This window comes from Pseudoalteromonas sp. THAF3 (genome assembly GCF_009363775.1).
GTDB classification, from domain to species: Bacteria; Pseudomonadota; Gammaproteobacteria; order Enterobacterales; family Alteromonadaceae; genus Pseudoalteromonas; species Pseudoalteromonas ruthenica.
The window spans coordinates 511175-535797 of the sequence record NZ_CP045419.1 but is presented as its reverse complement, the minus strand read 5'-3'; the positions used below and the strand labels follow the sequence as shown (position 1 = coordinate 535797).

General features: G+C 48.5%; 27 protein-coding genes. 18 read left to right on the top strand and 9 right to left on the bottom strand.

The window, feature by feature from the left end; genetic code table 11:
* Window positions 1-102: 102 nt before the first annotated feature.
* The 6 genes from FIU82_RS17565 (at window position 103) to FIU82_RS17540 (ending at window position 3624) form a co-directional block, all read left to right on the top strand.
* Window positions 103-534, top strand: a complete 432-nt coding sequence (locus tag FIU82_RS17565; RefSeq protein ID WP_152441772.1) for a DUF3990 domain-containing protein — start codon at window positions 103-105, stop codon at window positions 532-534.
* A complete protein-coding gene (locus FIU82_RS17560; RefSeq protein WP_152441771.1) occupies window positions 531-962 on the top strand; it encodes a hypothetical protein in 432 nt (143 codons plus the stop codon). Before FIU82_RS17565 ends, FIU82_RS17560 begins: the two co-directional genes overlap by 4 nt.
* 110 nt (window positions 963-1072) lie before the next feature.
* On the top strand, window positions 1073-1666 hold the full coding sequence (locus tag FIU82_RS17555; RefSeq protein ID WP_152441770.1) for a hypothetical protein: 594 nt from the start codon (window positions 1073-1075) through the stop codon (window positions 1664-1666).
* On the top strand, window positions 1653-2729 hold the full coding sequence (locus FIU82_RS17550) for a DUF262 domain-containing protein (protein ID WP_152441769.1): 1077 nt from the start codon (window positions 1653-1655) through the stop codon (window positions 2727-2729). Before FIU82_RS17555 ends, FIU82_RS17550 begins: the two co-directional genes overlap by 14 nt.
* Before the next feature lie 56 nt (window positions 2730-2785).
* A complete protein-coding gene (locus FIU82_RS17545) occupies window positions 2786-3202 on the top strand; it encodes a hypothetical protein (protein WP_152441768.1) in 417 nt (138 codons plus the stop codon).
* A gap of 74 nt (window positions 3203-3276) precedes the next feature.
* Window positions 3277-3624, top strand: coding sequence for a hypothetical protein (locus FIU82_RS17540; RefSeq protein ID WP_152441767.1), 348 nt, complete (start codon window positions 3277-3279; stop codon window positions 3622-3624).
* 625 nt (window positions 3625-4249) lie between these two features.
* On the opposite strand, the gene FIU82_RS17535 is transcribed toward FIU82_RS17540, so the two are convergent.
* A complete protein-coding gene (locus FIU82_RS17535) occupies window positions 4250-5176 on the bottom strand; it encodes a LysR family transcriptional regulator (RefSeq protein ID WP_152441766.1) in 927 nt (308 codons plus the stop codon).
* Window positions 5177-5296: 120 nt separating this feature from the next.
* On the opposite strand from FIU82_RS17535, the gene FIU82_RS17530 reads away from it, so the two are divergent.
* The 7 genes from FIU82_RS17530 (at window position 5297) to FIU82_RS17500 (ending at window position 12817) form a co-directional block, all read left to right on the top strand.
* Window positions 5297-7288, top strand: a complete 1992-nt coding sequence (locus tag FIU82_RS17530) for a ligand-gated channel protein (RefSeq protein WP_045980049.1) — start codon at window positions 5297-5299, stop codon at window positions 7286-7288.
* Window positions 7289-8356: a PepSY-associated TM helix domain-containing protein gene (locus tag FIU82_RS17525; RefSeq protein ID WP_138548193.1), complete on the top strand. Its 1068-nt coding sequence runs from the start codon at window positions 7289-7291 to the stop codon at window positions 8354-8356.
* Complete coding sequence (locus FIU82_RS17520; protein WP_152441765.1) at window positions 8353-9192, top strand: DUF4198 domain-containing protein; 840 nt, start codon at window positions 8353-8355, stop codon at window positions 9190-9192. The genes FIU82_RS17525 and FIU82_RS17520 overlap by 4 nt, the downstream gene beginning before the upstream one ends.
* Before the next feature lie 346 nt (window positions 9193-9538).
* Window positions 9539-10003, top strand: a complete 465-nt coding sequence (locus FIU82_RS17515; RefSeq protein ID WP_152441764.1) for a MarR family transcriptional regulator — start codon at window positions 9539-9541, stop codon at window positions 10001-10003.
* Between the two features lie 53 nt (window positions 10004-10056).
* Window positions 10057-11073, top strand: a complete 1017-nt coding sequence (locus FIU82_RS17510) for an HlyD family secretion protein (protein WP_152441933.1) — start codon at window positions 10057-10059, stop codon at window positions 11071-11073.
* 15 nt (window positions 11074-11088) lie between these two features.
* Window positions 11089-12114: a DUF2955 domain-containing protein gene (locus FIU82_RS17505; RefSeq protein WP_151173792.1), complete on the top strand. Its 1026-nt coding sequence runs from the start codon at window positions 11089-11091 to the stop codon at window positions 12112-12114.
* 286 nt (window positions 12115-12400) lie between these two features.
* Window positions 12401-12817: a hypothetical protein gene (locus FIU82_RS17500; protein WP_138508177.1), complete on the top strand. Its 417-nt coding sequence runs from the start codon at window positions 12401-12403 to the stop codon at window positions 12815-12817.
* A gap of 25 nt (window positions 12818-12842) precedes the next feature.
* Here the strand turns inward: FIU82_RS17500 and FIU82_RS17495 are convergent, their stop codons facing one another.
* From FIU82_RS17495 to arfB, 3 genes are all read right to left on the bottom strand, one after another.
* A complete protein-coding gene (locus FIU82_RS17495; RefSeq protein WP_152441763.1) occupies window positions 12843-13259 on the bottom strand; it encodes a hypothetical protein in 417 nt (138 codons plus the stop codon).
* 128 nt (window positions 13260-13387) lie between these two features.
* On the bottom strand, window positions 13388-14431 hold the full coding sequence (locus FIU82_RS17490) for a nitronate monooxygenase family protein (RefSeq protein ID WP_152441762.1): 1044 nt from the start codon (window positions 14429-14431) through the stop codon (window positions 13388-13390).
* Between the two features lie 99 nt (window positions 14432-14530).
* Entirely contained in the window at window positions 14531-14944 is a 414-nt protein-coding gene (arfB, locus tag FIU82_RS17485) for an alternative ribosome rescue aminoacyl-tRNA hydrolase ArfB (protein WP_022943501.1), read from the bottom strand.
* A gap of 132 nt (window positions 14945-15076) precedes the next feature.
* On the opposite strand from arfB, the gene FIU82_RS17480 reads away from it, so the two are divergent.
* Window positions 15077-15637, top strand: a complete 561-nt coding sequence (locus FIU82_RS17480; protein WP_152441761.1) for a short-chain dehydrogenase — start codon at window positions 15077-15079, stop codon at window positions 15635-15637.
* A 48-nt stretch (window positions 15638-15685) separates the two neighbouring features.
* On the opposite strand, the gene FIU82_RS17475 is transcribed toward FIU82_RS17480, so the two are convergent.
* The gene (locus tag FIU82_RS17475; protein WP_152441760.1) at window positions 15686-18790 is read right to left on the bottom strand and encodes an efflux RND transporter permease subunit; all 3105 of its coding nucleotides are present in this window, start codon (window positions 18788-18790) and stop codon (window positions 15686-15688) included.
* Window positions 18790-19842 (bottom strand): efflux RND transporter periplasmic adaptor subunit, encoded by a 1053-nt coding sequence (locus FIU82_RS17470; RefSeq protein WP_253946373.1) that lies wholly within the window; start codon window positions 19840-19842, stop codon window positions 18790-18792. The genes FIU82_RS17475 and FIU82_RS17470 overlap by 1 nt, the downstream gene beginning before the upstream one ends.
* A gap of 252 nt (window positions 19843-20094) precedes the next feature.
* Between FIU82_RS17470 and FIU82_RS17465 the strand changes: the two genes are divergently transcribed.
* Entirely contained in the window at window positions 20095-20949 is an 855-nt protein-coding gene (locus FIU82_RS17465) for a carboxylate/amino acid/amine transporter (protein ID WP_152441759.1), read from the top strand.
* A gap of 18 nt (window positions 20950-20967) precedes the next feature.
* Here the strand turns inward: FIU82_RS17465 and FIU82_RS17460 are convergent, their stop codons facing one another.
* The gene (locus FIU82_RS17460; RefSeq protein WP_152441931.1) at window positions 20968-21438 is read right to left on the bottom strand and encodes an HPP family protein; all 471 of its coding nucleotides are present in this window, start codon (window positions 21436-21438) and stop codon (window positions 20968-20970) included.
* Window positions 21439-21532: 94 nt separating this feature from the next.
* Here FIU82_RS17460 and FIU82_RS17455 point away from each other — a divergent pair, with 94 nt between their 5' ends.
* The 3 genes from FIU82_RS17455 to FIU82_RS17445 all read left to right on the top strand — a co-directional run bounded on the left by FIU82_RS17455 (window position 21533) and on the right by FIU82_RS17445 (window position 23066).
* Window positions 21533-22087 (top strand): TetR/AcrR family transcriptional regulator, encoded by a 555-nt coding sequence (locus FIU82_RS17455; protein ID WP_152441758.1) that lies wholly within the window; start codon window positions 21533-21535, stop codon window positions 22085-22087.
* A 68-nt stretch (window positions 22088-22155) separates the two neighbouring features.
* Window positions 22156-22599 (top strand): antitoxin Xre/MbcA/ParS toxin-binding domain-containing protein, encoded by a 444-nt coding sequence (locus FIU82_RS17450; protein ID WP_022943508.1) that lies wholly within the window; start codon window positions 22156-22158, stop codon window positions 22597-22599.
* Complete coding sequence (locus FIU82_RS17445) at window positions 22596-23066, top strand: RES family NAD+ phosphorylase (protein ID WP_045980036.1); 471 nt, start codon at window positions 22596-22598, stop codon at window positions 23064-23066. Before FIU82_RS17450 ends, FIU82_RS17445 begins: the two co-directional genes overlap by 4 nt.
* Before the next feature lie 6 nt (window positions 23067-23072).
* Here FIU82_RS17445 and FIU82_RS17440 read toward each other — a convergent pair whose 3' ends face one another.
* Window positions 23073-23600: a cytochrome b gene (locus FIU82_RS17440; RefSeq protein ID WP_152441757.1), complete on the bottom strand. Its 528-nt coding sequence runs from the start codon at window positions 23598-23600 to the stop codon at window positions 23073-23075.
* Window positions 23593-24567 carry a catalase family peroxidase gene (locus FIU82_RS17435; RefSeq protein WP_152441756.1) on the bottom strand — a complete coding sequence of 325 codons (975 nt, stop codon included), beginning with the start codon at window positions 24565-24567 and terminating at the stop codon, window positions 23593-23595. Before FIU82_RS17435 ends, FIU82_RS17440 begins: the two co-directional genes overlap by 8 nt.
* Window positions 24568-24623: the final 56 nt, after the last annotated feature.

Sequence of the window (24623 nt, the reverse complement as noted above, 5' to 3'; positions counted from 1 at the left end):
TAAATTTGCTATCAATGGTCTAAGGACGAAAACGAGACAGATTGCGGCAGAAAAGCGACCCTATCGCTCGATATTAAATTGTTATAAATCAATAAGGAAGTTATGAGTAATTTCGACAGAATTTCTACTTATCATGGAACGTCAGACCAATTTGCTGAAGATTTGGTTGATGGAAAGGTAGATACCTCCCTCGGTGGTGGGGAGTTAGGACAAGGCTTCTATTTGGGAACTGCACTGCATGTTGCAAAAGCTTGGGCAAAGCAAATGCACAACACTGAGTCTGTAGTTGAATTTCAAATCGACGATGATGATTTTTGGAGTTTCGATATTGAAAGCCTCACAGATGTTCAGGCACTTGAGTATCGTTCAGTGATTAGGGCTAAAGGCCTAACTAGAAGCTACAAGTTTTCCAAAGACGTAGTTTGGGGGCCAATTGTCGGAGGTCCTAGAGTTTACTCTGATCAGCATAAATGGGAATCTGTAAACGGTGAATCATTTTTGAACGGAAATAACGTCCTGAGACTTAAACGATGAATACTGTAGTCTATTACTTGAGCTACTATAGTGAGCAACAGGGCTTTCTTTTTCCAAATGAATTGCCAAAAAACTATTATTCTCCTGGGCTTTTTCTAGTCGAACCTAATGAGAATGGAACCTTCTCCTACGGATATACGTTCGATGCTATGGATAACGGAAGTCGTATTTCCTTGAAGCTAATTCGAGCAAACGAGGATGACCCAAGCTCTACATTATATGTTGTTAGAACAAAGAATTACGGTTCATTTTTCTTCAACTTGGAAAGTATAAATCAACGTATTAGGTATATTGGTGGAAATCCGAAGCTTGAAAACCATAACCCAATGGCCGTAGCGATGACTACTGATGCGGATAAGTTGGAAAGGGTATGTAAAAACTACAATTTCTATTTTATTGGCAATACTTTGAATGAAGAAGATTTATAACAAGTTGCTGCACTCGGAAAAATTACTCGCTACGCTCCCAATTTCCCGGTGAGCAAGGCGTTATGGCACGATCACGAACAATTCAAAGTCAGCTAGGGTAAGTTTAAAATATGGATGAAGCTGAATTAAAAGAATTTATTGGTTTAAACAATGAGACTGAAATCTACTATAGATATCTAATTGGTCAGGATGTTTGGTATTTTCAACGAAACGGTGGGGAATTCAGTTCTGGTTATGATGAGTTCAAAAAGTTTATTTCACTCAAGCTGGATATCCCTTTCAATAACATTTCTATAGTCGGAAGTGCGAAAACAAGATATAGCTTTTCACCATCAAAAAACTTTAAAGAGTTCGGTGATGATTCCGATTTTGATCTGATTATAGTGTCAAATGATATGTATAGGAAAATCTGGTCAGCTTATAGAGAGATCTCACAGCAAACATTCTTGACTGGTTACAACTTCAAGTGTGCAAACATCTTTAACGGCTTCGTAAGTATTAGAGATTCAGATCCCACTTATGGCAATGAAATATTACAAGATTGGCAGCGTAAAGTTCGAACTTTTAAAACTGACTTGCAGCTAAAGTTTGGCATACAACATGAAATTAATTACCGCATCTATTCAGATTGGGAATCAGTGCAGGATTACCATGTAAGAGGGATAGCAAAACTTAAGGGTGAAATAAATAATGAAGCTAATTGATTCAATTGATATCCAACCTCAAACTATTAAGTGGCTATCCGATTTGCATAATAACGGTCTGCTGGTTGTGGATAATTCTTTCCAAAGAAACTATGTGTGGACAAAGAAAAATCAGGTTCAGTTAATCGAGTCCATTCTGATGGGTTACCCAATACCAGAAATTTACCTTTGGAATACGGGAACGGACGAAAACTCAGGAGATACCTGCTACTCGATAGTCGATGGGCAGCAAAGAACCGGAGCGATTTTTCAGTATATAACTAACTCTTTCAAACTAACTGAATCTGCGCTAAATGAAGCCAACGAATGCTATCAAAGAGTAAAAAATCGATATTTTAAAGACCTAGATACAGATGATAAGAAAGCGATTTGGGCTTATGTTTTTTCAGTTAGAGTTATTAGAAATAGTGTAGAGCGAGAAGATATTGTTACTATGTTTTTGAGGCTGAATAGCAATAACATGACGCTTAATCCTCAAGAACTTCGAAATGCTGAATTTGAAGGTGAATTTATGAAAGTCACCTCGTATTTATCTGAGTTGGAGTTTTGGAATGATAATTCTCTATTCGGAATTGCTGACAGAAGACGTATGCGGGACATTTCATTCATCAGTACCCTTTTAGTCTTCATGAAGCAAGGGATTCAGGAGGATATCCGGAATGACAATTTAAACACAGTATACGATCTATACAATGACAACTATCCTTCAAAAGATGAGGATATCGAAAGATTTAAGTCTGTTTTAGCTCAAATTGGGTTTTTGATAGATGGTAATAAAGAACGAAGCAAAATTCTAAGGAGGCAAGTTCATTTGTATAGCTTGTTTACTGCCGTTTACCAGATTACGATTGATCAGCCTAACCTATCTGACTCACAGATTGAAAACTATCGTGACTTCATTGATAACTACGACAATGAAGAGCTGTTAGAACGATACTTTAAAGACTGCTTAAGCGATATATATCACTATAAGTCCTTAGCTAAAGAGGGGACAAGAGATAAGGGAAATAGACTCGGTAGGCACAATGCAGTTATTAAAGTTTTTAACTCGATAAGGCCATAACAAAGCATTGCAGCGGAACAAGCCGCTGAATGCGGCGTTATATTTTCGGAGGAACCGTGGGTAAATTTAGCCTATTTCTTTTCATTCTTACCGCTGCATTCTCTCTTCCCGTCTATTCATGCTCTTGTTTGGAGAATACCGTCGAAGAATATATAAAAAATTGCCCAAGTATTTATACCGCTAGGCTTAAAAGTGCTTTCTACAAAGAAGAAACTGACTTAGAATTTGAACAGGTTGTTGGGAAATTAGGAAAGCCGATGACTTTTTATCAGGGAGAAACACAAAAATTAAACACTTTAGTTGCTCCGATCACTGGCGCATCTTTTGATATGAGCTTGGTTGTCGGGAAAGTTTACTTGGTCTGTGATCAAGGTGCGCCAAAACAGAGACTTTCTTGTTGTAGTTTTACCAGTCAAGCAAGATGGGGTGATGCGCGAAAATTTATACAAGCTCAAGAAAATATAACAAACTAATTATTAAGGACACAAAATAGCAGGCTTATGCTCCTTCGTCGCCAATTTTAGCGTGTTATATCTCAGGCAACATCATGAGTTATTTTAAAGGAATATTTTGTTTCTATTGCGGATTGTTTGTGTGGGGAGTTATCTCTGCTTTTTACTATCGTCTTCCTGTACCTCTTGTCGGCTATATTGGCCCGTTTGGTGAGTATCCATCATCTTTTACAAGCAGTCTTGAATCTGCAGCAATGGTACTTGCTTTCTATTCAATTATGGGTGGTTTTATACCTTGTATTGGTTTGTCGGCTCTCTGTGTTTACTGGCTTAAAAAGTTAAATTGGCTCACTAATGCACGGCTATTTTTTGTAAGTTTTACGACAAGCATTTTGCCTGTTTTGTTACTTGCTAATCTAGATCGTTTTATTGGGCCGTGGTAAAAAGATATAACAATGCACTATTGTCGTTCCCTTAAGTCGCTGGGACTCATACACTGGGCCGCTTAGCGTTATCAGCGTCTTCTTCTGGCACAAAGCACGCATTCGTCCTCACTCATTTTTATCCAAAAACGCGCTAAAATGCCGTCTCCTTCTCACTCGCAGCTGCTTGTCTGATGACTTCGTATTTGCCGTAAGATACGCTTTGAGCCACTACGCAACTAAACTGTGAACATCACTACATAGCCACACAATTGCCAAGCGTGTTGTTATTGCTCAAGATTCTTGCAAGGTTAAAAAGCATACAATAAAAATCATAATGCCATGATTTGCTCTCAACCTATTACTGGCACTGCCTTTTGCCTATGGGCTTATCAAGCTGGCCGGTAACAACATTATTAAACCCGTGCTCTTCGCCGCTATCGTTGTGGCATTTTTGGTCCATCGCAGCGACGTGAGCGCGCTCGCTACACTTGATACATCCAACCAGTTGCACATGATTTTGGGGGTGATTGGCTCGTTATTCATATTGCCACTTGCCTTCGTGCTTATGCGCCGCGTAAGGGGCTCAACAGCGAAAAGCGAGCAGCCCTAATAGGTGCGGTTGTTTAGCGCAGTAAGCTCGCGATTAAGGCTCCCCTACAAACAACTCAGGGTTTGTGGAAACCTGCTCAAACCAAGCACGCAGACTATCAATCGCGGCGCGCGTTTTAGCCGCAACAGTATCGCGATGCGGGGTCACCGCATAAACACTGTAATGAGGCAGCTGCCATTGCGGGCATATGCGCTGTAATCGACCACAAGCGAGCAGGTGTCGCACCTCTGGCTCCGGTAATAAACCGTAACCAATGCCATCTAAAGTGAGCTGAATGGCGGCCTGCATATTGTTCACTAATAACCGAGGTTGACCGAGTGTAAAGGTGTCACCACTGTGCTGATGGGTCAGCTTTTGACCTATGCGCTGTGCTCCGGTGTGGCCAATAAAGGTTTGCGCCGCGAGCGCATCCGGGTCTTGAGGGTTAAGTTCGGCCAATGGATGAGTACGGCTAACGCAAGGGATCAACTGCCAATCGGCCAAGTGCCTGGCTATTAACCCCGAGTCCGTTAAAGGGCCAATACAAATGGCTAAATCAACCCCGCCAGCAATAATATCAAAGGGCTCATCGGTCAAGGTAAGCTGAATTTCAATTTTCGGGAACTGCTCGGTCAACTGCTTTATAGGCTGACTTAACAAGCCACCACCAAAGCCAATTGGAGCAACAATTTTCAACTGCCCCGAAGGCGTATGCTGAAGCTGTTCGAGTTGCCGCTGCGCCTGATCTGCCGTGGCGAGTAGCTTTACCGACGAGGCGTAGTAAATCTCACCAGCCTCGGTCAGAGTGAGCTTGCGCGTATTACGGTTAAATAAACTCAGGCCAATGTCTTGTTCAAGTTTAGTGATTTGTTGACTGACCGCTGAAGCGGTCATATGTAATTGCTGAGCCGCCTGGCTCATACTGCCGGTTTCCACCGTTTTCGCAAACACCTTGAGGGCGCGCGTTAGCTTGGTGTTCATACTTTTAAGAATTCCTTAAACAACCTTTAAGAAAAAGCGCGTTGCTCGCAGAGGTGCAACAGCATACCATCAAATAAGAATTAATATCATTTACCTTAATTATACCACGGAGGTTCCCCAATGTTCACGGTGCAACGTCGTATCGCCCCGTTATCCCTCGCTATCACCGCTGCGCTCGCTACTTTAAGCACCAGTATTCATGCTAACCAAGCACCTGATAACGACATGGAAAAAATCGTGGTAACCGCTTCGGGTTACGAGCAGCTTATTAAAAATGCCCCCGCCTCTATTAGCGTAATCGATCGCGAGGAGCTCTCGCAACGCTTTTACCGCGACTTAACCGATGCGATGACCGACGTCCCTGGGGTGGTTGTTACCGGTGGCGGCGACCGTGAAGACATCAGCCTACGGGGTATGGGCAGCCAATACACCCTGATTCTTGTTGATGGCAAACGCCAGAGCTCACGGGAAACTCGCCCGAATAGCGATGGCCCAGGGGTTGAAGGTGCCTGGACACCGCCACTGGCCGCCATAGAGCGTATCGAAGTGGTGCGCGGGCCCATGTCATCTCTGTATGGCTCCGATGCCATCGGTGGGGTGATCAACATTATTACTCGCAAAACCCCTAAGCAGTGGTACGGTGAACTGCGCTTGGATACCACCATGCAAGAAAGCAGTGAATCGGGTGATATTCACCAAGCCAACTTCTTTGCCGCCGGCGCACTGATCCCTGAAAAGCTGGGGCTGCAAGTGTATGGCCAATTCAGCAACCGCGATGAAGACGATATTTACAGCGGCTTTCGCGGTAAAGAAGCGGAGAATTATCAAGCTAAGTTATCGTTCACACCCAGTGATGCCCACAGTTTTTTACTCGACATTGCCAGTGCATCGCAAACTCTGGATGCCACCTTGGGCAAAACCGTAGAGCCACTGGCTCCAGGGGAAAGTTGCGGCCGTCGTGGCTGCCCAGAGTCCACCGTAACCGAGTACGATAATCAAACCATTTCACTCTCACACACCGGTTATTGGGATTTTGGCCAGTCATTTAGCTATGCGCAATACGATAAGTACGACAACAAGTCACGGGATATGATTGTTGAAAACATTGATGTGCAAAGTTTGTGGACCTTGCCTATTAATGAGCGCAACAAAATGAGTGCCGGCGTGGCCTACCAACGTGAAGATTTAGAAGATAACACCAGCAACCGTATTAGTGAGCTCACGCAAATTGATAACGATATGTACTCGGTATTTGCAGAAGATGAGTTCCAAGCCACCGAGAAGCTAGCCTTGACTGCGGGGCTGCGCTACGACAAAGACCAACAATTCGGCGGCCATACCAGCCCAAGGTTGTATGCGGTGTATAACGCCAATGACACCCTGACCGTTAAAGGCGGTATTTCCAGTGGTTTCAGAGCACCGAACCTACGACAAACAACCGCTGCTTGGGGCCAAGTTAGCCGGGGTGGCAACATTTATGGTAACCCTGATTTAAGCCCTGAAACCTCGCTCAACTATGAAATGGGGATTTACCTCGATACCGAGCAAGGCTTAAGCGCATCGACCACGGTTTTTTATAACGAGTTTGACGATAAAATCTCTCGCGTAGCTTGCCCGTTAACAAAGTGCACCGACGGGCCCAATGAGTTTGGCTCACTGCCAACAACCTATACCAATGTTGATGAGGCGACCACTCAAGGGGTAGAAGTCTCACTAGACTACCAGCTCGCCAGCACGGTCAAGATGGCGCTTAACTACACCTACACCGACTCGGAACAAAAAACCGGTGAATACGCCGGCAGTCCGTTGAACCAACTGCCGGAGCACCTGGCACAAGCGTCGCTCAACTGGCAAGCCAGTGATGCCTTAGGCACTTGGTTGCGCGTGCATTATCGCGGTGAGGAAAGCCAACCGACAACCGGCCCTTCACAATCGAGCCTAATCGCGCCGTCTTACACCACCGCTGATTTAGGCGCCAACTACCAAGTCATGGATTCAGTACGCTTAGGTTTTGGGGTGTACAACCTCTTTGATAAGGAAATTCGTGAAGATGAATATGGCTACATCGAAGACGGACGTCGCTACTGGGCGTCGCTAGCCTGGAGTTTCTAAATGGCCAAACGTAGTAAGCTTTGGGATCTCAAAGCTTGGCATTGGATCAGCTCAGCAGTGTGCCTTATTGGCATGCTGCTTTTTGCTGTTACAGGGATCACCCTAAACCATGCCGCGAGCATTGAGTCCCGCGCACAAGTGCAGCAAATTGAAGCGCAAGTGCCCGATGCCATCCTCAATCAATTGAAAGCCGCCGCCAACAACGAGCAGCTACCAAAGAGTTTTCAGCGTTGGTATCAAGGTCAAACCGAACAGTCTATTGCCAGTTATAAACAGCTTGAGTGGAGTGATTTTGAGCTTTATGTGGCCATGCCCAAAGCCGGGGGTGACCGCTGGTTTACCGTGACCTTAGATACCGGCGAATTTTATCAAGAAGCTACCGACCGTGGTTGGATAGCCTATCTAAATGACTTACATAAGGGCCGGAATACCGGTATGTGGTGGAGTATGTTTATTGATCTTTTCTCTGTGGCCTGCATCGTTTTTTCGATCACTGGGCTGTTATTACTAAAACGTTATGCCAAAGGCCGCAAATCAACGTGGCCACTGGTACTGGCGGGATTAGGCATACCCGCTTTGGTGCTCGTGCTACCTGCCCACGCGGCGTCAGCGAACCAGTTGCAAGTCGAAATTCCCCGCTTAAGCGTGGCCGAATATCACCCCCCTTATGTGGCCGTGTGGTTAGCCAATAGCAAGCGCAAAGCGGTGCTTGATTTAGCCATCTGGTATGACACCAAGCTCGCTGACCGTGAGGGTGAGAAGTGGTTAAAAGATTTGCGTTTATGGTGGCGTCGCAGTGGTCGCAGTTTATCGCTCCCTGTCGATGGCGTCACCGGCGCGACGCGCCGCCCTGGCGTGGCCACCCTTGATTTAAGCCCTTTCGCCGCGCAATTGGCCGCTCTCCCTGATGGTGAGTACACCCTCAATGTAGAAGCGGCGAGGGAATTAGGCGGGCGCGAGCTGATCCGCATCCCCCTGACGTTACCGATAACCCAATCACAACACCATACCGAGCAAGGCCAGCATGAGCTCGGCACAATTACACTAACTATGGAGCCTAACACGTGAAGCTAGCAACAATTATCAGCGCGGCGCTCTGCACCGCCCTTGCAACCACAGCCGTTATTAGCCAATCAGCACACGCCCACCGAGTGTGGCTTAAACCAAGTACCACAGTGGTCTCAGGTGATGATGAATGGATCACCTTTGACGCCGCAATCGCCAACGGCATTTTTAATCCCGACCATTATGCCTATCCGCTGGAGCGACTGACTGCAATTGGCCCCGATGGCCAAACTGTGGCGTTAGAAAATAGCGCCAAGCTTCGCTATCGCAGTGTGTTTGATCTGCACCTACAGCAGCAAGGAACCTACCGCGTATTTAACGCCAGCCGCTCTATTGTCGCCCGCTGGGTGGATGCAGAGGGCGAGCGCCATTATTGGCCTGGTCGTGGAAAGACCGGCACTTTAGCGCAGTTCAAACAACAAGTACCCAGCGATGCCAAAGAGTTGCAAGTGAGCGATGTTGCCCGTCGCATGGAGACCTTCGTCACCCTTGGGGCTCCTAATGACACGGCAATCACCCCTAGCGGCCAAGGGCTCGAGCTTAATGCCCTAACCCACCCGAACGATTTATACGTTAGTGAAAGTGCGCCTATGCAGCTACTGATCGACGGCCAGCCTGCAGTTGGGGCAAAGGTAACCTTAGTGCGCCAAGGCGAGCGGTATCGTGATAGCAACATCGCCACACAGTTAACCGCCGATGATAATGGTCAAATTGAGCTGCAATTTACGCAGCCAGGAATGTACTGGTTTGAAGCCGAGTATGAAGACCAGCAAGCCAAAGCTCCGGCGCAAACTCGCCGTGGCAGTTATGTGGCCGTGTTCGAGGTATTGCCACTGTAACTGGCACATCCAGACAGTGTCAAAGGGGTTTACAGTAAAGCTGTAGCCCCTTTTTTTTAAGTGAAATATAAGCCCAGTGGGGAACTCGGAGCGCTTTGATAACCTCTTTTTACTCGCACTATCGCGACATTGATGATAGCTGCGCAACCACCATCAAACTCCCATAAATGCGCGCTGCTCAACAGTCAACAAATTGCCTTTTTATTGCTAACCACATCACCCTTCTAAGGGCTCACACCCAGGTTGAGTCCGCCGGTATAGCCTTGGCGAATAACGACGAACATTTACTTAGCGTGCTAACTATTGCAATATACTTAGCCTGCTAACTAAATGAGAGCGCTGCACCATGGCTGATATTCCTTTTCATGAAACCCTCGACTTGAGCTTATGTGGCAAGCTTGGCCGCGTTCACCGTATCTGCCGTCAAGCGTTGTCAGTCGCCGTTGAGCCACTTGGGTTCACACAACCGGGTTGGACGGCAATGATGCATATGCACCATCTTGGCGAAGGCTGTACGCAGCACCAACTGGCCACAAGCTTAGATATAGAAATGCCGAGTCTCACCCGCACCCTGAAACAACTGGAGCACGCACAGGTGATTGAGCGCCGTGTCGATGAGCACGATAAGCGCTGTCGGCGCCTGTATTTCACAGTGCAAGGTGAGCAGCAATTATCGGCGCTCAAAGCGCGGATCAGCGAGGTCAAAACTCACTTATACCGAGGGTTGAGCGATGAGCAGCTTAATATGATGGCGCTTGGCCTAGTGGCCTTAGAAGACAATGCCAATCAATTTATGGAGGACCAAGAGTGAGCCAGCAACCGACTCCCGATCAGCAGTTCGCACGCTACGTTAAAATCGCCATCATGCTGTTTATCGTGTGCTTTGGCTATTTTATTGTTGCTGATTTATACATGCCAATGACACCACAGGCGCGCGTTTACCACCCAGTGACGCAAATCACCCCGCAGGTCAATGGCAAAATTGTTGCTGTGGCGGTTCGCAATAATCAACATGTGCGCCAAGGCGAGGTACTCATGCGTATCGACCCTCGCCCATACCAACTTGCCGTAAAACGAGCTGAACTGGCCTTGGCACAAGTGCAACAGCAAAACCAACAGCTCGATGCTGACATCAAGGCTTTGCGCGCCGACTTATCGGCGGCTCAAGCCAAGTTACATGAGCAGCAAAGCCTACATCAACGCAGCCGTACCCTACTTGGTAAACAGGCTATTTCGCAGCAGCGCAGTGATGAGATCAGCGCTACTCTGGCCAGTGCCCAGGCACAGGTCAGTGCCGTAAAAGCCAAGCTGCAAGCACTGATAATAAAGCGCGGCGCGCACGGTGAGGACAATATCGCTTGGCAACAGGCCCGTAATCAGCTTCAGCAGGCACAGCTGAATCTCAGTTATACCGAAGTGGTGGCGCCTCATGATGGCATTATTAGCAATCTACAAGTGACCACAGGTACCTATGCCAAAGCAGGAATGGCGATGACGGGGCTGGTGACCGAGCAACTAGACTTGGCCGCTGATTTTCGTGAAAAATCGCTGTATCACGTGCGTATCGGCAACCGCGCCTTAGTCAGCTTCGATGCTTTACCCGGGCAAGTGTTTGCGGCCCATGTCAGCGAGCTCGCCGCAGGCTCAAGCGCCGGGCAGCTCAGCGCCAATGGAATCCTGGCTGAGGTCGAAACCTCTAACCGCTGGGTCCGTGATGCCCAACGTCAACGCGTGCATTTGCAACTCGATGATGAGTTTACCTCATCGCATCTTGCCAGTGGCGCGAGAGCCACAGTGCAAATCGTGCCCGATGACCCAGTGGAGCAACTGCTAGCTAACGCACAAATTCAGGCCGTGAGCCTAATGCACTATATCTATTAACCAAGGAGCTGCGCCATGAGCCTAACCGCCAACGACATTCGCCAAATGCTCCGCATCGCCACCGGGGCAACGCTCGGGTTTAGCTTGAGTAAGCTGTTTGATTGGCCCAATGGTATTTTCTTTACGGTCTACCCTATGCTGTTGCTGGGTTTAGTACCAATCATAAATGCGCATATTGTCCGCCAGTTTATCGCCAGTGCATTGTTTTGTGGCTTTGCGGTATTGGTGCTGCAAGGCTTATTTGGTTTTCATCCGATCTTGATGTCGATACTGGCTTTTGCCATGTTTGCATTGTTATTTTATCAAATGAGTCGCGGTGCCCACTTCCTATTCGGCGCCATGAGTGTGGTTGGGCTATCCATTCAATTACATTTCGCCAGTTACAGCGCCACCGGCTTGGGCTTATACCCATTGATCTTTAGTAACTTTTTGGCAGTAACTGTGAGCCTAGTCAGCGCCTATATCATGCATTGGTTGTTTCCTGATGTGAGCACGCGCACGCCCATCTCTCGCGCCGCTAAAGATGCAGCCAGTGTCCGCCATGAGGTGTTGTTATGTGCCACCGTCGCCACCCTCTCTTTTATGGTCTTTCAGATACTGGATTTACAAGATTCGGTATCGGCCCAGGCCGCCTCTATTTTGATTCTCTTTCCACTGTGTTGGAAAGCGGCATCAATGGCGGGTTGGCAACGCGCTATCGGCACGTTAATCGGTTGCAACTTGGCGTTGGCAGCGCAATTACTCTTGTTTACCTACAGCCAGATTCTGGTGTTTCCAATATTGGTGTTGTGGATCCTCACCTTTGTCTTTAGTCGCTACCATGTATTAGGAGGCGGTATGCCGGGGGTTGGATTTGGCGTTATCACCACCTTTGGCATTTTATTCGGACAATCACTCGCGCCCAACCAAGACTTAGTATATAGCGCATTGTACCGCTTCAGCTCTGTGTGTGTGGCAATCACCGCCAGTTTATGTCTGGTGTATGTTATCCACCATATTTTGAATCGCTTTGCGGCCACGCGCCATCATACCTTTACCTAACAATTCTGAGGCTTTACCCGAATTGGGGTTGAAAACCAAATTGTTATAACATAACATTTATATTGTTCCCTTGAACAGTGAACTTCCCCCTGTGCTGCACAAACAGGCGAAGCTGACCCGGGCCATGTATCTTTCTGGGATATCTATCAGTGGGTCTTAGTTTGTGGTTGCTGCCGCTCCCGCAAATTAAGTGATACATCGGCTTATTCTTCGTAGCAGCACAGGGCTTTTCCTTACTCGCCAATCCCGTTACCATGAATATCTCCAGTAAGCAGAAGGATGGGCCATGCATAGCGCATTTAGCAAATTAGGAAAAACAGGATGGTGGATGTGGGTGCTCGCCTTGTTAGCCATCACCCTATTGGTCGCTGGCTTTGTTCGCGATGATTACCGCTTATGGGGAGCTGCGGGTTTAATTAATGTTCCCCTGCTGTGGCACCGCTATCGTTATGGTATGGGCGAACAGCTCGTTAATCCTTTTGAGCACATCAAGGTCGAAGAAGAGCTACTCAGTGTTGGCGAAGCCTTGTTTCCGGTGCATGAGATCCGTAAAGTCGTTATCGACACGTGTGATGACAAAGGCCTATTCCAATTGCCCTACAACGGCGGGGGCCAAGTTAGCCTTGTATTTGATAGCCACTACGTGGACGACTTAAAAACCTACATCAAGCGCACCATTCCTGATGCGCAGATTATCACTTAAGCGAATCTAGTGATTCTGAAACAGGTTAAATCAACATTAAGAGGAGAGGATAAATCGAAGAACAAAGCCAGAAAAGAGCGCATATAATATAAACACCAGTTAGATATACTCCACTATTCATTCCGCCAATTGCACTATGATGGGCAGAAGTAATAAGTGAAAAACCAAGCTCTTTCTCGATTCTCATCGCTTCTCCCTCATATTTGGCTGTCGCCCTTGCATTACGGACAGCAAAAAGCAGGAGAGAGGTTGTAACTAAAAACCCGAACACTGACAATGGTAAGATTCCGATCATTCCCGTCTGTGTTTTTGAGTTGAATTTGATAGCTAATAAAGCTGCGTTTACAATCAGCATAAAATGAAAGGCCTTATGCCGAGTTTCATACATATGATGTATGTAATTAATGGCTTGACCATATTCAACTTCTTTATTTGCTGACATGTAATAGACCCTGTCCACTATTTATTATATAGAAACTATACTATCAAATATTTAATATTGTTCTAGGCGCTTTAAAAAAGATATAAACTGAACTTAAAGCGTCAGAAACATTAAACTCAAAGCCGAACTTAATATTTGAGTTGTGCAGCTAAATCCCGAGTCAGTTCGGTTGCGCTTATGGCGTGGCAGCCACTGCGATCGGTGCCGCTCCATAGCGGCGTAAAATCATCTTTACCCAAGGTTTGCGCCTTAGCACGTAACGGTGCTAGCTTGGCACTGGCGTAGGGGAAAGCAGGGACTTGGTCGCTTATAAAGCCTTGCTCTTGCATAAAAGAGGTGGTGATCCCCCGCGCTGGGCGGCCAGAGTATAAGTTGGTTATTGCCGTTTGCCGGTGCTCTGCACGCAGCGCTTGACGATGTACAGCACTGGTAGTGGCTTCATCACACAACAGGTAACTGGTGCCTACCTGTACAGCAATGACTCCCAAGCGCATATAATGTGCCACGTGCTCAGCCTGTGTAATGCCGCCCGCAGCTATCACTGGCACGTTAATGTCTTTGGCAGCCAGGATTTGCTGACACAATTGCGCCGTTGTCCCCTGCTCAGCAAGCGTTGATGAGAACATCGCACGATGGCCTCCCGCTTCAATACCTTGAGCAATAATCACATCACACCCATGCTGGGCGAGCCAGCGCGCCTCGGCTAACGTGTTCGCTGAGGATAGCACCACAGCACCGGTTGCTTTTACACGTTGTAGTTGTTTTTCTTCAGGCAAGCCAAAATGAAAGCTTACGACTTCCGGGCGCAGCTGCTCCAGCACAGCAACATGCTGCGCAAAAAACGGTTGCCTGAGCACCCCTAGGTCATCGTTTGGGTGGCATTCAAGTGCTTGATAATAAGGTGCTAACAATTGCTGCCAGCGGCTTTGCTCTGCCTGATTTAGGCTCGGCATAGAATGGCAGAAAAAGTTAAGATTCACAGGAGCACGCTGAGTGTGTTGGCGAAATTCACTGACTTGCGCCATGATTTGCTCTGCACTGAGCATGGCACAAGGAATGGAGCCTAAACCACCGCCATGAGCAACGGCTATGGCGAGCTTTTCATCTTGTACTCCCGCCATAGGCGCCTGAATAATTGGGTATGCTAGGTTGAGTGTGCTGAGCAAATCCATTGTGCCTCCGTGGCTCATTGTAAGGTGGCTGCAATTACTTTCACCACATTACTTGGTGCGATGCCAATTAGCTACCCTATTTAAGGCATTTTCTCGCCTTTAAAGTTTGGGTATTTTGCGCAATTGCTTAGTACGGCCACGCTGCACTTTTTTGTCGACACGTTTACGCTGAGCGCTGCGTGTAGGTTTGGTTGGGCGGCGCTTTTTCTCAACCTTAGTGGCAGCCAAAATAAGCTCTTTTAAACGTTTCAGTGCTTCTTCCCGATTGAGCTCTTGAGTGCGATGACTTTGTGCCTTGATCACCACTACCCCATCTTTAGTGATACGGCTATCGCGATAGGCCAGTAGCCGCTGTTTATAAAAGTCGGGTAATTTCGAGCGGTTAATATCAAAGCGCAAATGGATCGCCGTTGCCACCTTGTTGACGTTCTGACCACCGGCTCCTTGCGAGCGGATGGCAGACAGCTCCACTTCCCATTCGTCTATGGTCACCGTATTAGATATCTGCAACATCTATTCATCTTGCCTTAACGACTTTGAACTATCATTGATGACATTGAGTTTATCACTGAGCGCGCCAAGGCCCAACTCAGTGAATTTAGACAATAACGACACCACCTACACAATACCTGCATGGAGAGAACAATGAAGAATTTATTGATGGCGCTTACATTGGCCGCTACCACAGCCTTTACCAGCGCTCAGGCTCTGGCGCTAGAGCTCACGGAAAAAGACGTCGAAAACTTTATTAAGGCAGCACCCGCTGTGACCAATTGGGCAGATAAGCAAGGGCAGCAGTTTGATGGTGCCGCCCTACTCGGCGCCCAAGGTAGCGAGCAAAACAACAAGTCAATGAGTGATAGCGCCATTGCGATGTTGAAAAATACCGACAGCTACCAACAGTTTGCCGATGTGATCAGCCGCTATGGCTTTACCCCTGAGCAACTGATCAGTGTCGGTAGCGAAGTAACTGCAGCGTATTTAGCCAATGTTAAAGGCGATTTATCTGCCGAAGATAAGGCCCGTGTTGATGAGGTTATGGGCGGCCTACAAAGCCTTTCTGGTAGTAGCAACAAGACCAACTCTTTGCTCGGAGCCATGGGCAGTGCAAATCAAGCGAGTGAGGATGTCAGCGACACTAATATTGCTTTGGTAGAAGAATACATGCCGCAGCTGAAAAAACTATTCTCGGTACTCGGGCAATAATAGGCCATTATTAATGATATAAAAGCCCACCCTGCGGTGGGCTTTGCTTTAGCGTTGCTTATGTCTTAGCAGACTTACCAACAGCGCTGGCAACACGGTTAAGCTGACCAATGTTGATACCGCAATCCCGCACAGCACGATCATCCCCACACCACGATACAACTCCGACCCCTCGCCGGGAATAAACACCAGCGGAGCTAAGCCACACAAAGTCGTCATGGTCGACATAACAATAGGTTTTAAGCGCGTTTGCAGCGCGTTAGTAACCGCTTCAAGCACCGACTGGGCGCCAGACTCTATGTTGCGTCGGCTTTGGTCAACAATAAGAATAGGGTTATTCACCACCGTGCCAAGGAGAATTAAAAAGCCCAGCATAGTGATCATATCGAAAGGCTGATGAAAGCCCGCCAATAGCCCTCCGAGACCGTTGATCATCACCAAGCCCAACAGCCCACCGGCCATACCTAAAGGAACGGTGGCCATAATAAACAGTGGATAACCCCAGTGTTTGAAAATAGCGACCAACAACAAATAACACAGCGCCAGCGCGACGATAAAGTTACTGCTTAGTGCAGCTCGGGTCTTGTCGAGCTGATCGGCTGCGCCACCGATACTCACATTCACTCCCGGTAATAAGTCGCCTTGCTGCTTTAACTGTACCAACAGTTGTTCACGCACCCGTTGCTGCGCTGTTTCCAAGGCCACATCGCGAGGCGGTATAATATACACGGTGACCGTGCGCCGCCCATCAACACGGCGTAAACTGTCACTGTCCGCTTTTTCCTCTAAATCCGCCAAGGCATTCAATGGCAGTATCCCTTGTGGTGTCACTACCGGTGATTGGGCTAATTGCGCCAAACTTTGGCGATTGCCAGCCTCGGAGAAAAGAAACACATCGACCTTATCGTCATCAAGGATCAATTCATCAACATAGGCACCGTCACTCAGTGCAGCCACGGTATAACCGAGTTCCTCGGCGCTTACACCCACCTCAGCGAGGCGCTGCCAGCGTGGTTTGATTTCAATAAGCGGTTGGTCCAGGGTCAACGATGACGGTTCGGAGTCAACTTGGGGGTTGTCAAACACCTCACTCGCAAGGCGATACACGGCATCGGCTGCGCGATATAACGCCGTTTGCTCGGGGCCACTAATATCAATGGCCACAGCGCGGGTGCCACCATCATTGCTAGAAATGATTGAGCCCCGGGAGGAAAAAGCGCGCATTCCTGGGTAGCTTTTGAATTTATCGGTGATGGCCGCCATCATGGCCTCAATATGTTGCGGGTCCTTAGGTTCACTTAAAAACCAAATACTGCCTACCCCCACCGACATGGAGTAATACTTTAACGGCGGCATAGCCGTTTCCCCGGCGTTGTAAGCAGTACCACCGTCATTAAGATGGCGGTTAAAGTAAGGCAGCAGCTCATCGCTAATTTTCTGCATATGACTGAGGTTGTAACCCGGCGGTGCAATCATCATGGAAAAAGCCTTGGGCTCTTCCCCTTCGGGTAAATACTCCGCTTTTGGCATTAGCAGCCAAGCTCCCCCAAGCAGCGCAAATACGCCTATTACGATACACAGTCGGCGCTGAGTAGGATGCGCAAGCATAGTCACTATGGCCCGTGGCAGTGCCATGGGTTTGGCCAGATTCTCACCGCGTTGCGCACTGTGCTGCATAAACCTTGCACATGCAGCGGGAACAACCATCAGCGCCACAAGCATTGACGCTATAATCGCTGCAGAAATTGCGATGGCCACGTCAGAATATAACTGTCCTGCTTCTTGGCGGATAAATAAAATCGGCGCAAACACTAACACCGTGGTCAAGGTTGAAGCCACCACCGCCGGCCACACTTCTTGCACTCCGGCTATGGCCGCGTTGATCTTATCGAGGCCACGCCGACGAGCTTGTTCAATATTCTCCAGCACAACAATGGTATTATCCACGGTCATACCTATGGCAAATGCCACCCCGGCAAGAGAAATAACGTTGATGGTGCGCTCAAATAACAGCAATCCTAAGAATGCGGCGATGGTACATATCGGGATGCCTAGCACACCAATTAACGTCGAGCGTGGGCTTTTCAAGAACCAAAACATCACCAATGTTGCCAGCAATGCTCCGAGCGCCAAGTTCGTCCATACATTTTCTACTGAGCCTTTAACATAGCGCACATCATCACTGAGCAAGGTTAATTGCAAACCATTGTTGGCCAACATATCTTGGTTGATGCGCTCAACGACCTGCATCATTTGCTCTTTAATGGCCATGACATTGGAGCCACTTTCACGACGTACCGAAAGCATCAGGGCGCGCTCGCCATCGTTGTAATCAATATCACGTAGCTCATAATGGTCGAGCTTAATAGTGGCCACATCTTTAAGACGAATCGTAGTGTTATCACGCTGAGCTATCACCAGCTCCGCTAACGCCTGGGCCGATTCAAAGCGTCCAACCATGCGTAGCAAATAACGTCGCTTACCACCGTCGATATCGCCCGCCGAGGCGTCGCGATTGCGGCTGCGAATAGCATCACGCACCGCCACCAGGCTGATGTTACGACTCGCAAGCTGCTGTTGGTCGATGAGTATTTGTACTTGATACAAGGCCCCACCACGCACATTTACCTGGGAAACACCACTGACTCGCTCCATTTCTGGGCGCACAAAGTCTTCGGCATAATCACGCAACATATCAACATCTATATTGAGCGGGTTGCCAGGCTGTGGTTTGAGGGTAAAAAACATAAACGCATTAGCTGAAAACGAACTACTGTACAACACCGGTTGGTCAACGTTCTCTGGATAATTAGGCACCTGAGATAGCGCGTTACTGACGTTGATCAACGCCTCGTTGACGTCCACACCAAAGGGGAATTCCAGTTCAATTTCTGCCTCACCGGTATTGGCATAGCTGGACATTCTTTTTAAGTTTGCCAATGATCGTAAATAGCGTTCTTGCTCAATAAGAATTTCTTTTTCTACATCTTGTGGCGTTGCTCCAGGCCAGTTGGTAACCACAGTAATGGTGCGCACTTCAAGATCAGGGATCATCTGCACGGGTATTTTAAAAGCCGCGACCACGCCCAAAATCACGCAGATGAGCACGGCAACGGCGACCAAAGTCGCATGCTTTACTGACGCCGCTAACATTATTGCTCCCTCGCTTGAACAACAGTGACCGCTTGCCCTTGGCGTAATAATTCATTGCCTTGGGTAACTACTTTCATGCCTGGTTCAAGGCCACTAAGCACTTCAATATGGCCGTTAATCCGCTCGCCAATGCGCACAAAACGCCGCTGTGCTTTATCGGCGCTGATAACAAACACACTGTAGCCGCCATCTGGATGGCGCAGTAAGGCATCAGTAGGCACCACAACACTTTGCTCATCGGTTTTGTTTAGCACAATCTCTGCGCTTGCCGATAACCCCACTTGCAGCCCTGCTTGGGGTGGTACGGCTAAGCGCAATAAAAAGCTGCGACTGGCGCTGTCTATCACTGGTACTTTGGCAATAACCTTAGCTGTAAACCCCCTTGACGCTTTCCCTGGCACTTCAAAACGAACTTGCTTAGCAAGATCGATAGCGCCAAAATGCTCCTGAGGCATATGCAAATCCAGCCATAGTTGTTCGCTACTAACGAGCTCAAACACCGCTTGACCACGGGTCACCCACTCCCCAACATCAACAAAACGCTCAGCTACCACACCGGAAAAGGGGGCGTGCAATTGCTGACGCGCCAGCAATTCTTTGTGGTATCGTTCGTTGGCCTGTGCTTCTGTCAACGAAGCCTCTGCGCTTTGCAATGCGGCTTGCCTATCGGCCAGTTCCGTAGCTGCCATCAAAGCTTGTTGCGATAACGATTGGGCCTCGTTAAAGCGGCGCTGGGCGTCATCAACAGCGATACGAGCGCGTTGCTTGGCGCCGGTCAATGCCTGTAACTGCGCCTGCACCAACGCCGCATCCAAAGATAATAGACGTGCGCCTTTTGCAACCTCATCACCAGCCTGGGCATGGATTTGCGTAACCACCCCGTCACTTAGGCTCGACAGTTGCGCATGACGCGCCGCACGCAAGGTCCCTGTCAACGCCAGGGTACGCTCGATAGATTGCGTATTGACCTCTTTAACAACCACGTTCACTGCCGTTTGCGCAGATAGGCAGCCGCTTATTAGTAGCAAACAGATGCACCAAGCTCTGATCATCTTCATTCCTTTTACTCACACTTTTACTGGCTTTACGTAACGCTCAGCTAAAAGCTTTGCTAATAATGACGAAAAGGCAAATATGGAAACCTTTTCTTGAGCGCCTGAGGTTATCACAAATAAAAATCATTTCTATTTATTGCGATAGTCGCTTACACGAACAACTCAATAGCGGCGAAGGTATTGATAGTTGGCTCATACCTGTGCAGGCGTCATAATGGGGGAATTCGTTTCTAAGTTGTATTGATGTGTATGAGTTATTTGCTCGCAACCACCCTGCTTTGGGCATTTTCATTTAGCCTCATTGGCGTCTATTTAGCCGGGCAAGTAGACCCCTGGTTCTCGGTGTTAACCCGTATCGCGCTGGCGACCCTGGTGCTACTACCGTTTTTGAAGATTAGCCAGTTAAGCCTGTCGTTAACCTGGCGGCTGATGGCCATTGGTGGCGTTCAACTGGGGCTGATGTATGGCTTTTACTATCACTCTTTTTTATATCTCAGCGTCCCCGAGGTGCTGCTATTTACGGTGATGACTCCCCTATATGTTACCCTGCTCAATGACGCACTAAATCGCCACTTTAATCTTGGCTTTTTCTGCGCTGCGTTATTGGCCATTATTGGTGCGGTAGCCATTCGTTACGACGGTATCAACCAAGGCTTTATGACTGGCTTTGCTATCGTCCAAGCTGCAAACCTGTGCTTTGCCAGCGGCCAAGTGTTGTATAAACGACTGATGCTCAAGCATCAGCACCTTTCTCAACATTATGTATTCGCTTGCTTTTTTATGGGTGCATTGGTGGTCGCGTTAAGCTGTTTCGCTCTTTTTGCCAATACCGCCAATCTCCCAAGTACACCCACACAATGGGGCGTATTGATTTATTTAGGGCTTATTGCTTCCGGGCTGGGCTATTTCGCGTGGAATAAAGGCGCAACCCAGGTCAATGTTGGCACTTTGGCGGTGATGAATAACCTCCTTATTCCTGCGGGGATCCTCGTTAACGTGCTCATTTGGAACCGCGATGCCGATGTGCTGCGTTTAAGTATTGGCGGCGCTATCATCATGGCTGCACTGGTGGTTAACGAAAAGTACCTGAGCCGAGGTAAATAACAATAACAGCAAGAGGGGTTACGCCCTCTTCATCGCCCGGCGATAACTGTACATTTTTACCGCCCAGCCCTGTAATTGCGCTAATAGTACGATGATCACAACGCCAATGAGCACTGGCGAAATTAAGTATTCCCACCCCTGTGGCGTGAGCATAATTAACACTGGGTTGGCCCCTGCCGGCGGGTGGGTGGTCTTTGTGAAAAGCATCGCACTCACCGCAAGGCCCGTCGCTAAGGCCAAAGTGATAGGTGACACACCCACATACTGGCTAAACGCTATACCTATGGCCGCAGTGATCAGGTGCCCAAAAATAACATTTTTTGGTTGTGCCAGCGCACTTGCAGGGACACCAAAAACCAGCACTGTGGTGGCACCAAAAGGGGCCATCAACCACATCCACTCACCTCCCATACTGTCTAAATAGGCGAGCAAGCCAATGGCCAGCGCAGCGCCAATGCCAGCAAGAACATGGGCTATCGGATTATTCATCATTGCTTCCTTCTTGTTAAAGTAGACCAATCTGTCTCCTTTAACAAAATAGACAAGTCGGTCTACTTGTGTCAAGCTGTTTCTGAGGTGACTTATGCAAGATAAAAAACAACATTTAATCGACACCGCACTGAGGCTGTTTTACCACCACGGTATTCATGCCGTGGGGATCAATCACATACTCAGTGAGTCCGGGGTGGCAAAGAAAACCTTGTACCATCACTTTGCCAGTAAGGAGGCGCTCATTTTAGCGACCTTAGCGCAGCGTCATCGCAGCTTTATGGCTTGGTTACGTCATCAGGTGCAAGACAAACAAGGGCAGCAGGGAGTGAGTGCGCTATTTACCGCTTTGGGGTGTTGGTTTTCGGGGCAAGAACAGGCCCTAGGCCCGTTTCGTGGGTGTTTTTTTATCAACACCCACGGCGAGTTTGACGCCAGCCATAGCGATATTCTCAGTGCTTGCCGAGCACACAAAAAGGAAGTTGAAACAGCTATTGCTGCGATGTTGAGCGCAGCCGAGCAACCTCTCGCACCAGCCATTGCTATGCTGATGGAGGGGGCGACTGTAAAAGCGACGCTCGGACAGCCACAAGCAGCCGCAGAGCATGCACTGCAGAGTGCCCTGCTCCTGCTCGATAGAGGTCAATAGCATAATTAACACTATCACTTTTACTATCAAGTGATATACTTTGTAGTAATCATTTGGTGGAGAAAATCATGAATGCAATTGCATCCTTTAAGCCACAAAAGCACCCGGATGGATTTTGGCAGCAGCTTGGCATGCCAGCGCGTGGCGAGCGTTTATATCAAGCGTTAGAACAAGGGTTGTCATTTGATATCTATGACCGCTTAGCCAAACTATCGGGGGTGGATAAAAGCACCATTGCCCAATCAGCCGTTATTGCCCCCGCAACCCTAAGGCGCAGAGCAAAATCTGGGCTTTTTAATAAGCAAGAAAGCGACCGCTTGTATCGCTTTGCCGAAGTGTATAAGGCGGCGCTCGATCTGTTCGAAGGCGATGGTGATGCCACCCGCACATGGTTAACCACAGCGAATCGCGGCCTAGGGCAAAAGCGGCCGTTGGATATGCTGGCAACCATGGCTGAGTCAGAAGCGGTGATTAACCTTATCGGGCGCATGGAACACGGTGTATTTGCGTGATAAGTGGCTACCGTATTGTTAAGAAAAAGTGGGCGGACAAGGCCTTTGATGGCGAAGGGGCGCGGTTATTTGGCGGGCGCTGGAATAGTCCCGGACAACGCTGTGTTTACCTCGCCGCCAGCGAGTCACTGGCGATTCTAGAGATTCTGGTACACCTTAATCACAGTGCCATTCTCAGCGACTACAGACTATTTAAAATTAACTTTGCACGCCGTGATGTGCTCACCCTTGACGAGCAAGATTGGCCTGAAAACTGGCAAGAGAGTCCGGCCCCAGAAGAAACGGCTTTGATTGGCGATCAGTGGTTGCAAACTCAAGCCAGCTTGGCATTGAGCGTGCCCTCGACCATAGTCCCTCGAGAGTATAATTATTTACTTAACCCAAGCCACCCTGCTTTTGTTAAAGCAGAGCCCAATATTGAAGCCCTGCCCTTTCGCTTTGACCCGAGACTGCTCGCTCGGGGCTAGTAATACTCACTTCCACATACTACGCAGCACGTCATCTCGGCGGTAGTAATGGTGGTATAGCGCTGCTCCGATATGCATTATCACTAGTCCTATAAACACCCCTGCGGCCCAGCCATGCAACTCTCGAAACAAGGAAAACAGTTCAATATCCACCGTTAACGCCGCCGGCAAGCGCACTACATCGAATACACTCACAGGACGCGCTGCAAAATACTGCATCAATAGCCCTGATAGCGGCATTAACACCATTAGCGTATACAACAGCCAGTGAGACGCCTTAGCCGCGCGGCGTTGCCAATAAGGTAAATCACTGGGTAAAGCCGGTACTATGCTGCGCCAGCGGACTAACAAGCGCACCAACACCAGTAGCGCAGCCGCTATGCCAAAACTTTTATGCAGCCACAGCAGCTCATACTGCCATGGCTCAAGCGAGCGCACCATGACTAAACCCGCTGCTAACATGGCAATGATTAATAACGCCATCGCCCAATGCAATAAACGCATAGAAAGAGTAAATCGTGCCCGGTTAGTCATTGTTTAGCTCCTTTGCTTGACCACGCAATTGCTCCACAGCTCGGCGGCGGTACGACTCCGCATAAGCGGCCGAGCGCGCCCGAAGAATGGCATCTGCGGTGGGCGAGATACCCGATGGTAATACCAAAGGGTCAAAGTTGATGCCGTGACACGCCCCGTCCTGCTGCGCTTGCCACTGAGTGATCACTATTTTCCCAGCGTTAATACGCGGACGCTCTGCTGGCCACTGAATTGCCGGATTACGCTCGTCGTCTTGGGCGCTAGCCAAGGTAAATAACCAGTCAAATACCACCGGTTGTTTTGCCAACCGCGCCTTAAGCTCTTGATGTAATGCGTTAGGCCCACTCAGCCCATCATCGGTGACTGACACCGTCGGCTGCATATGCCAACGCACAGGCTGGCGCTGCTCGTTGTCATCGACTAAATAAAACGCATTGATGCTGTGATAGGTCTCGGCTGCGAAGCTGCCACTGGGTTGGTAGCTATCTTTCCACGCCAAGAAATCAGCACTTTCGGGGTGCTCGGCGAAAAAGGTTTGAATAGCCTTGGGGCCCGATTTAATAGCCACAAGCTGCTGATAAAAATCTTGGGGATTGCTCACCGCCATCACCGGCGGAGTATTCATGGCAATGCGCCACTGCTCGCTTGCGCTGGTCGCGAAGCTCAACGCCAAACTGCGCACTGGCGCCTTTAAATCCGGTGCGGTAGGGTTATTGCCGGCAAGCGAAAAGCGACCCACAAACGGTGTCACCGAAGTGGCAAATATCTGGGCCGAAGTATATTGCGCGAGTGCGCCATTATTACGGAACTCGCCTTGCACACAGATCCCTTTAGCATGGGCTCGGCGAAAGCCCGGATGAACTGAATCCCCTTGTTGCAAATCCACAAACTGCTGTGCCGATACTTTATCACCGGCATGCAACAATGGCGCGAACAGCAACGCCGCCCATAAATAACCTGACCTCATAATTTGCTTTCCCCTTGTTACAGATATATCTTGAATTAAAGATAATATGTATGAAA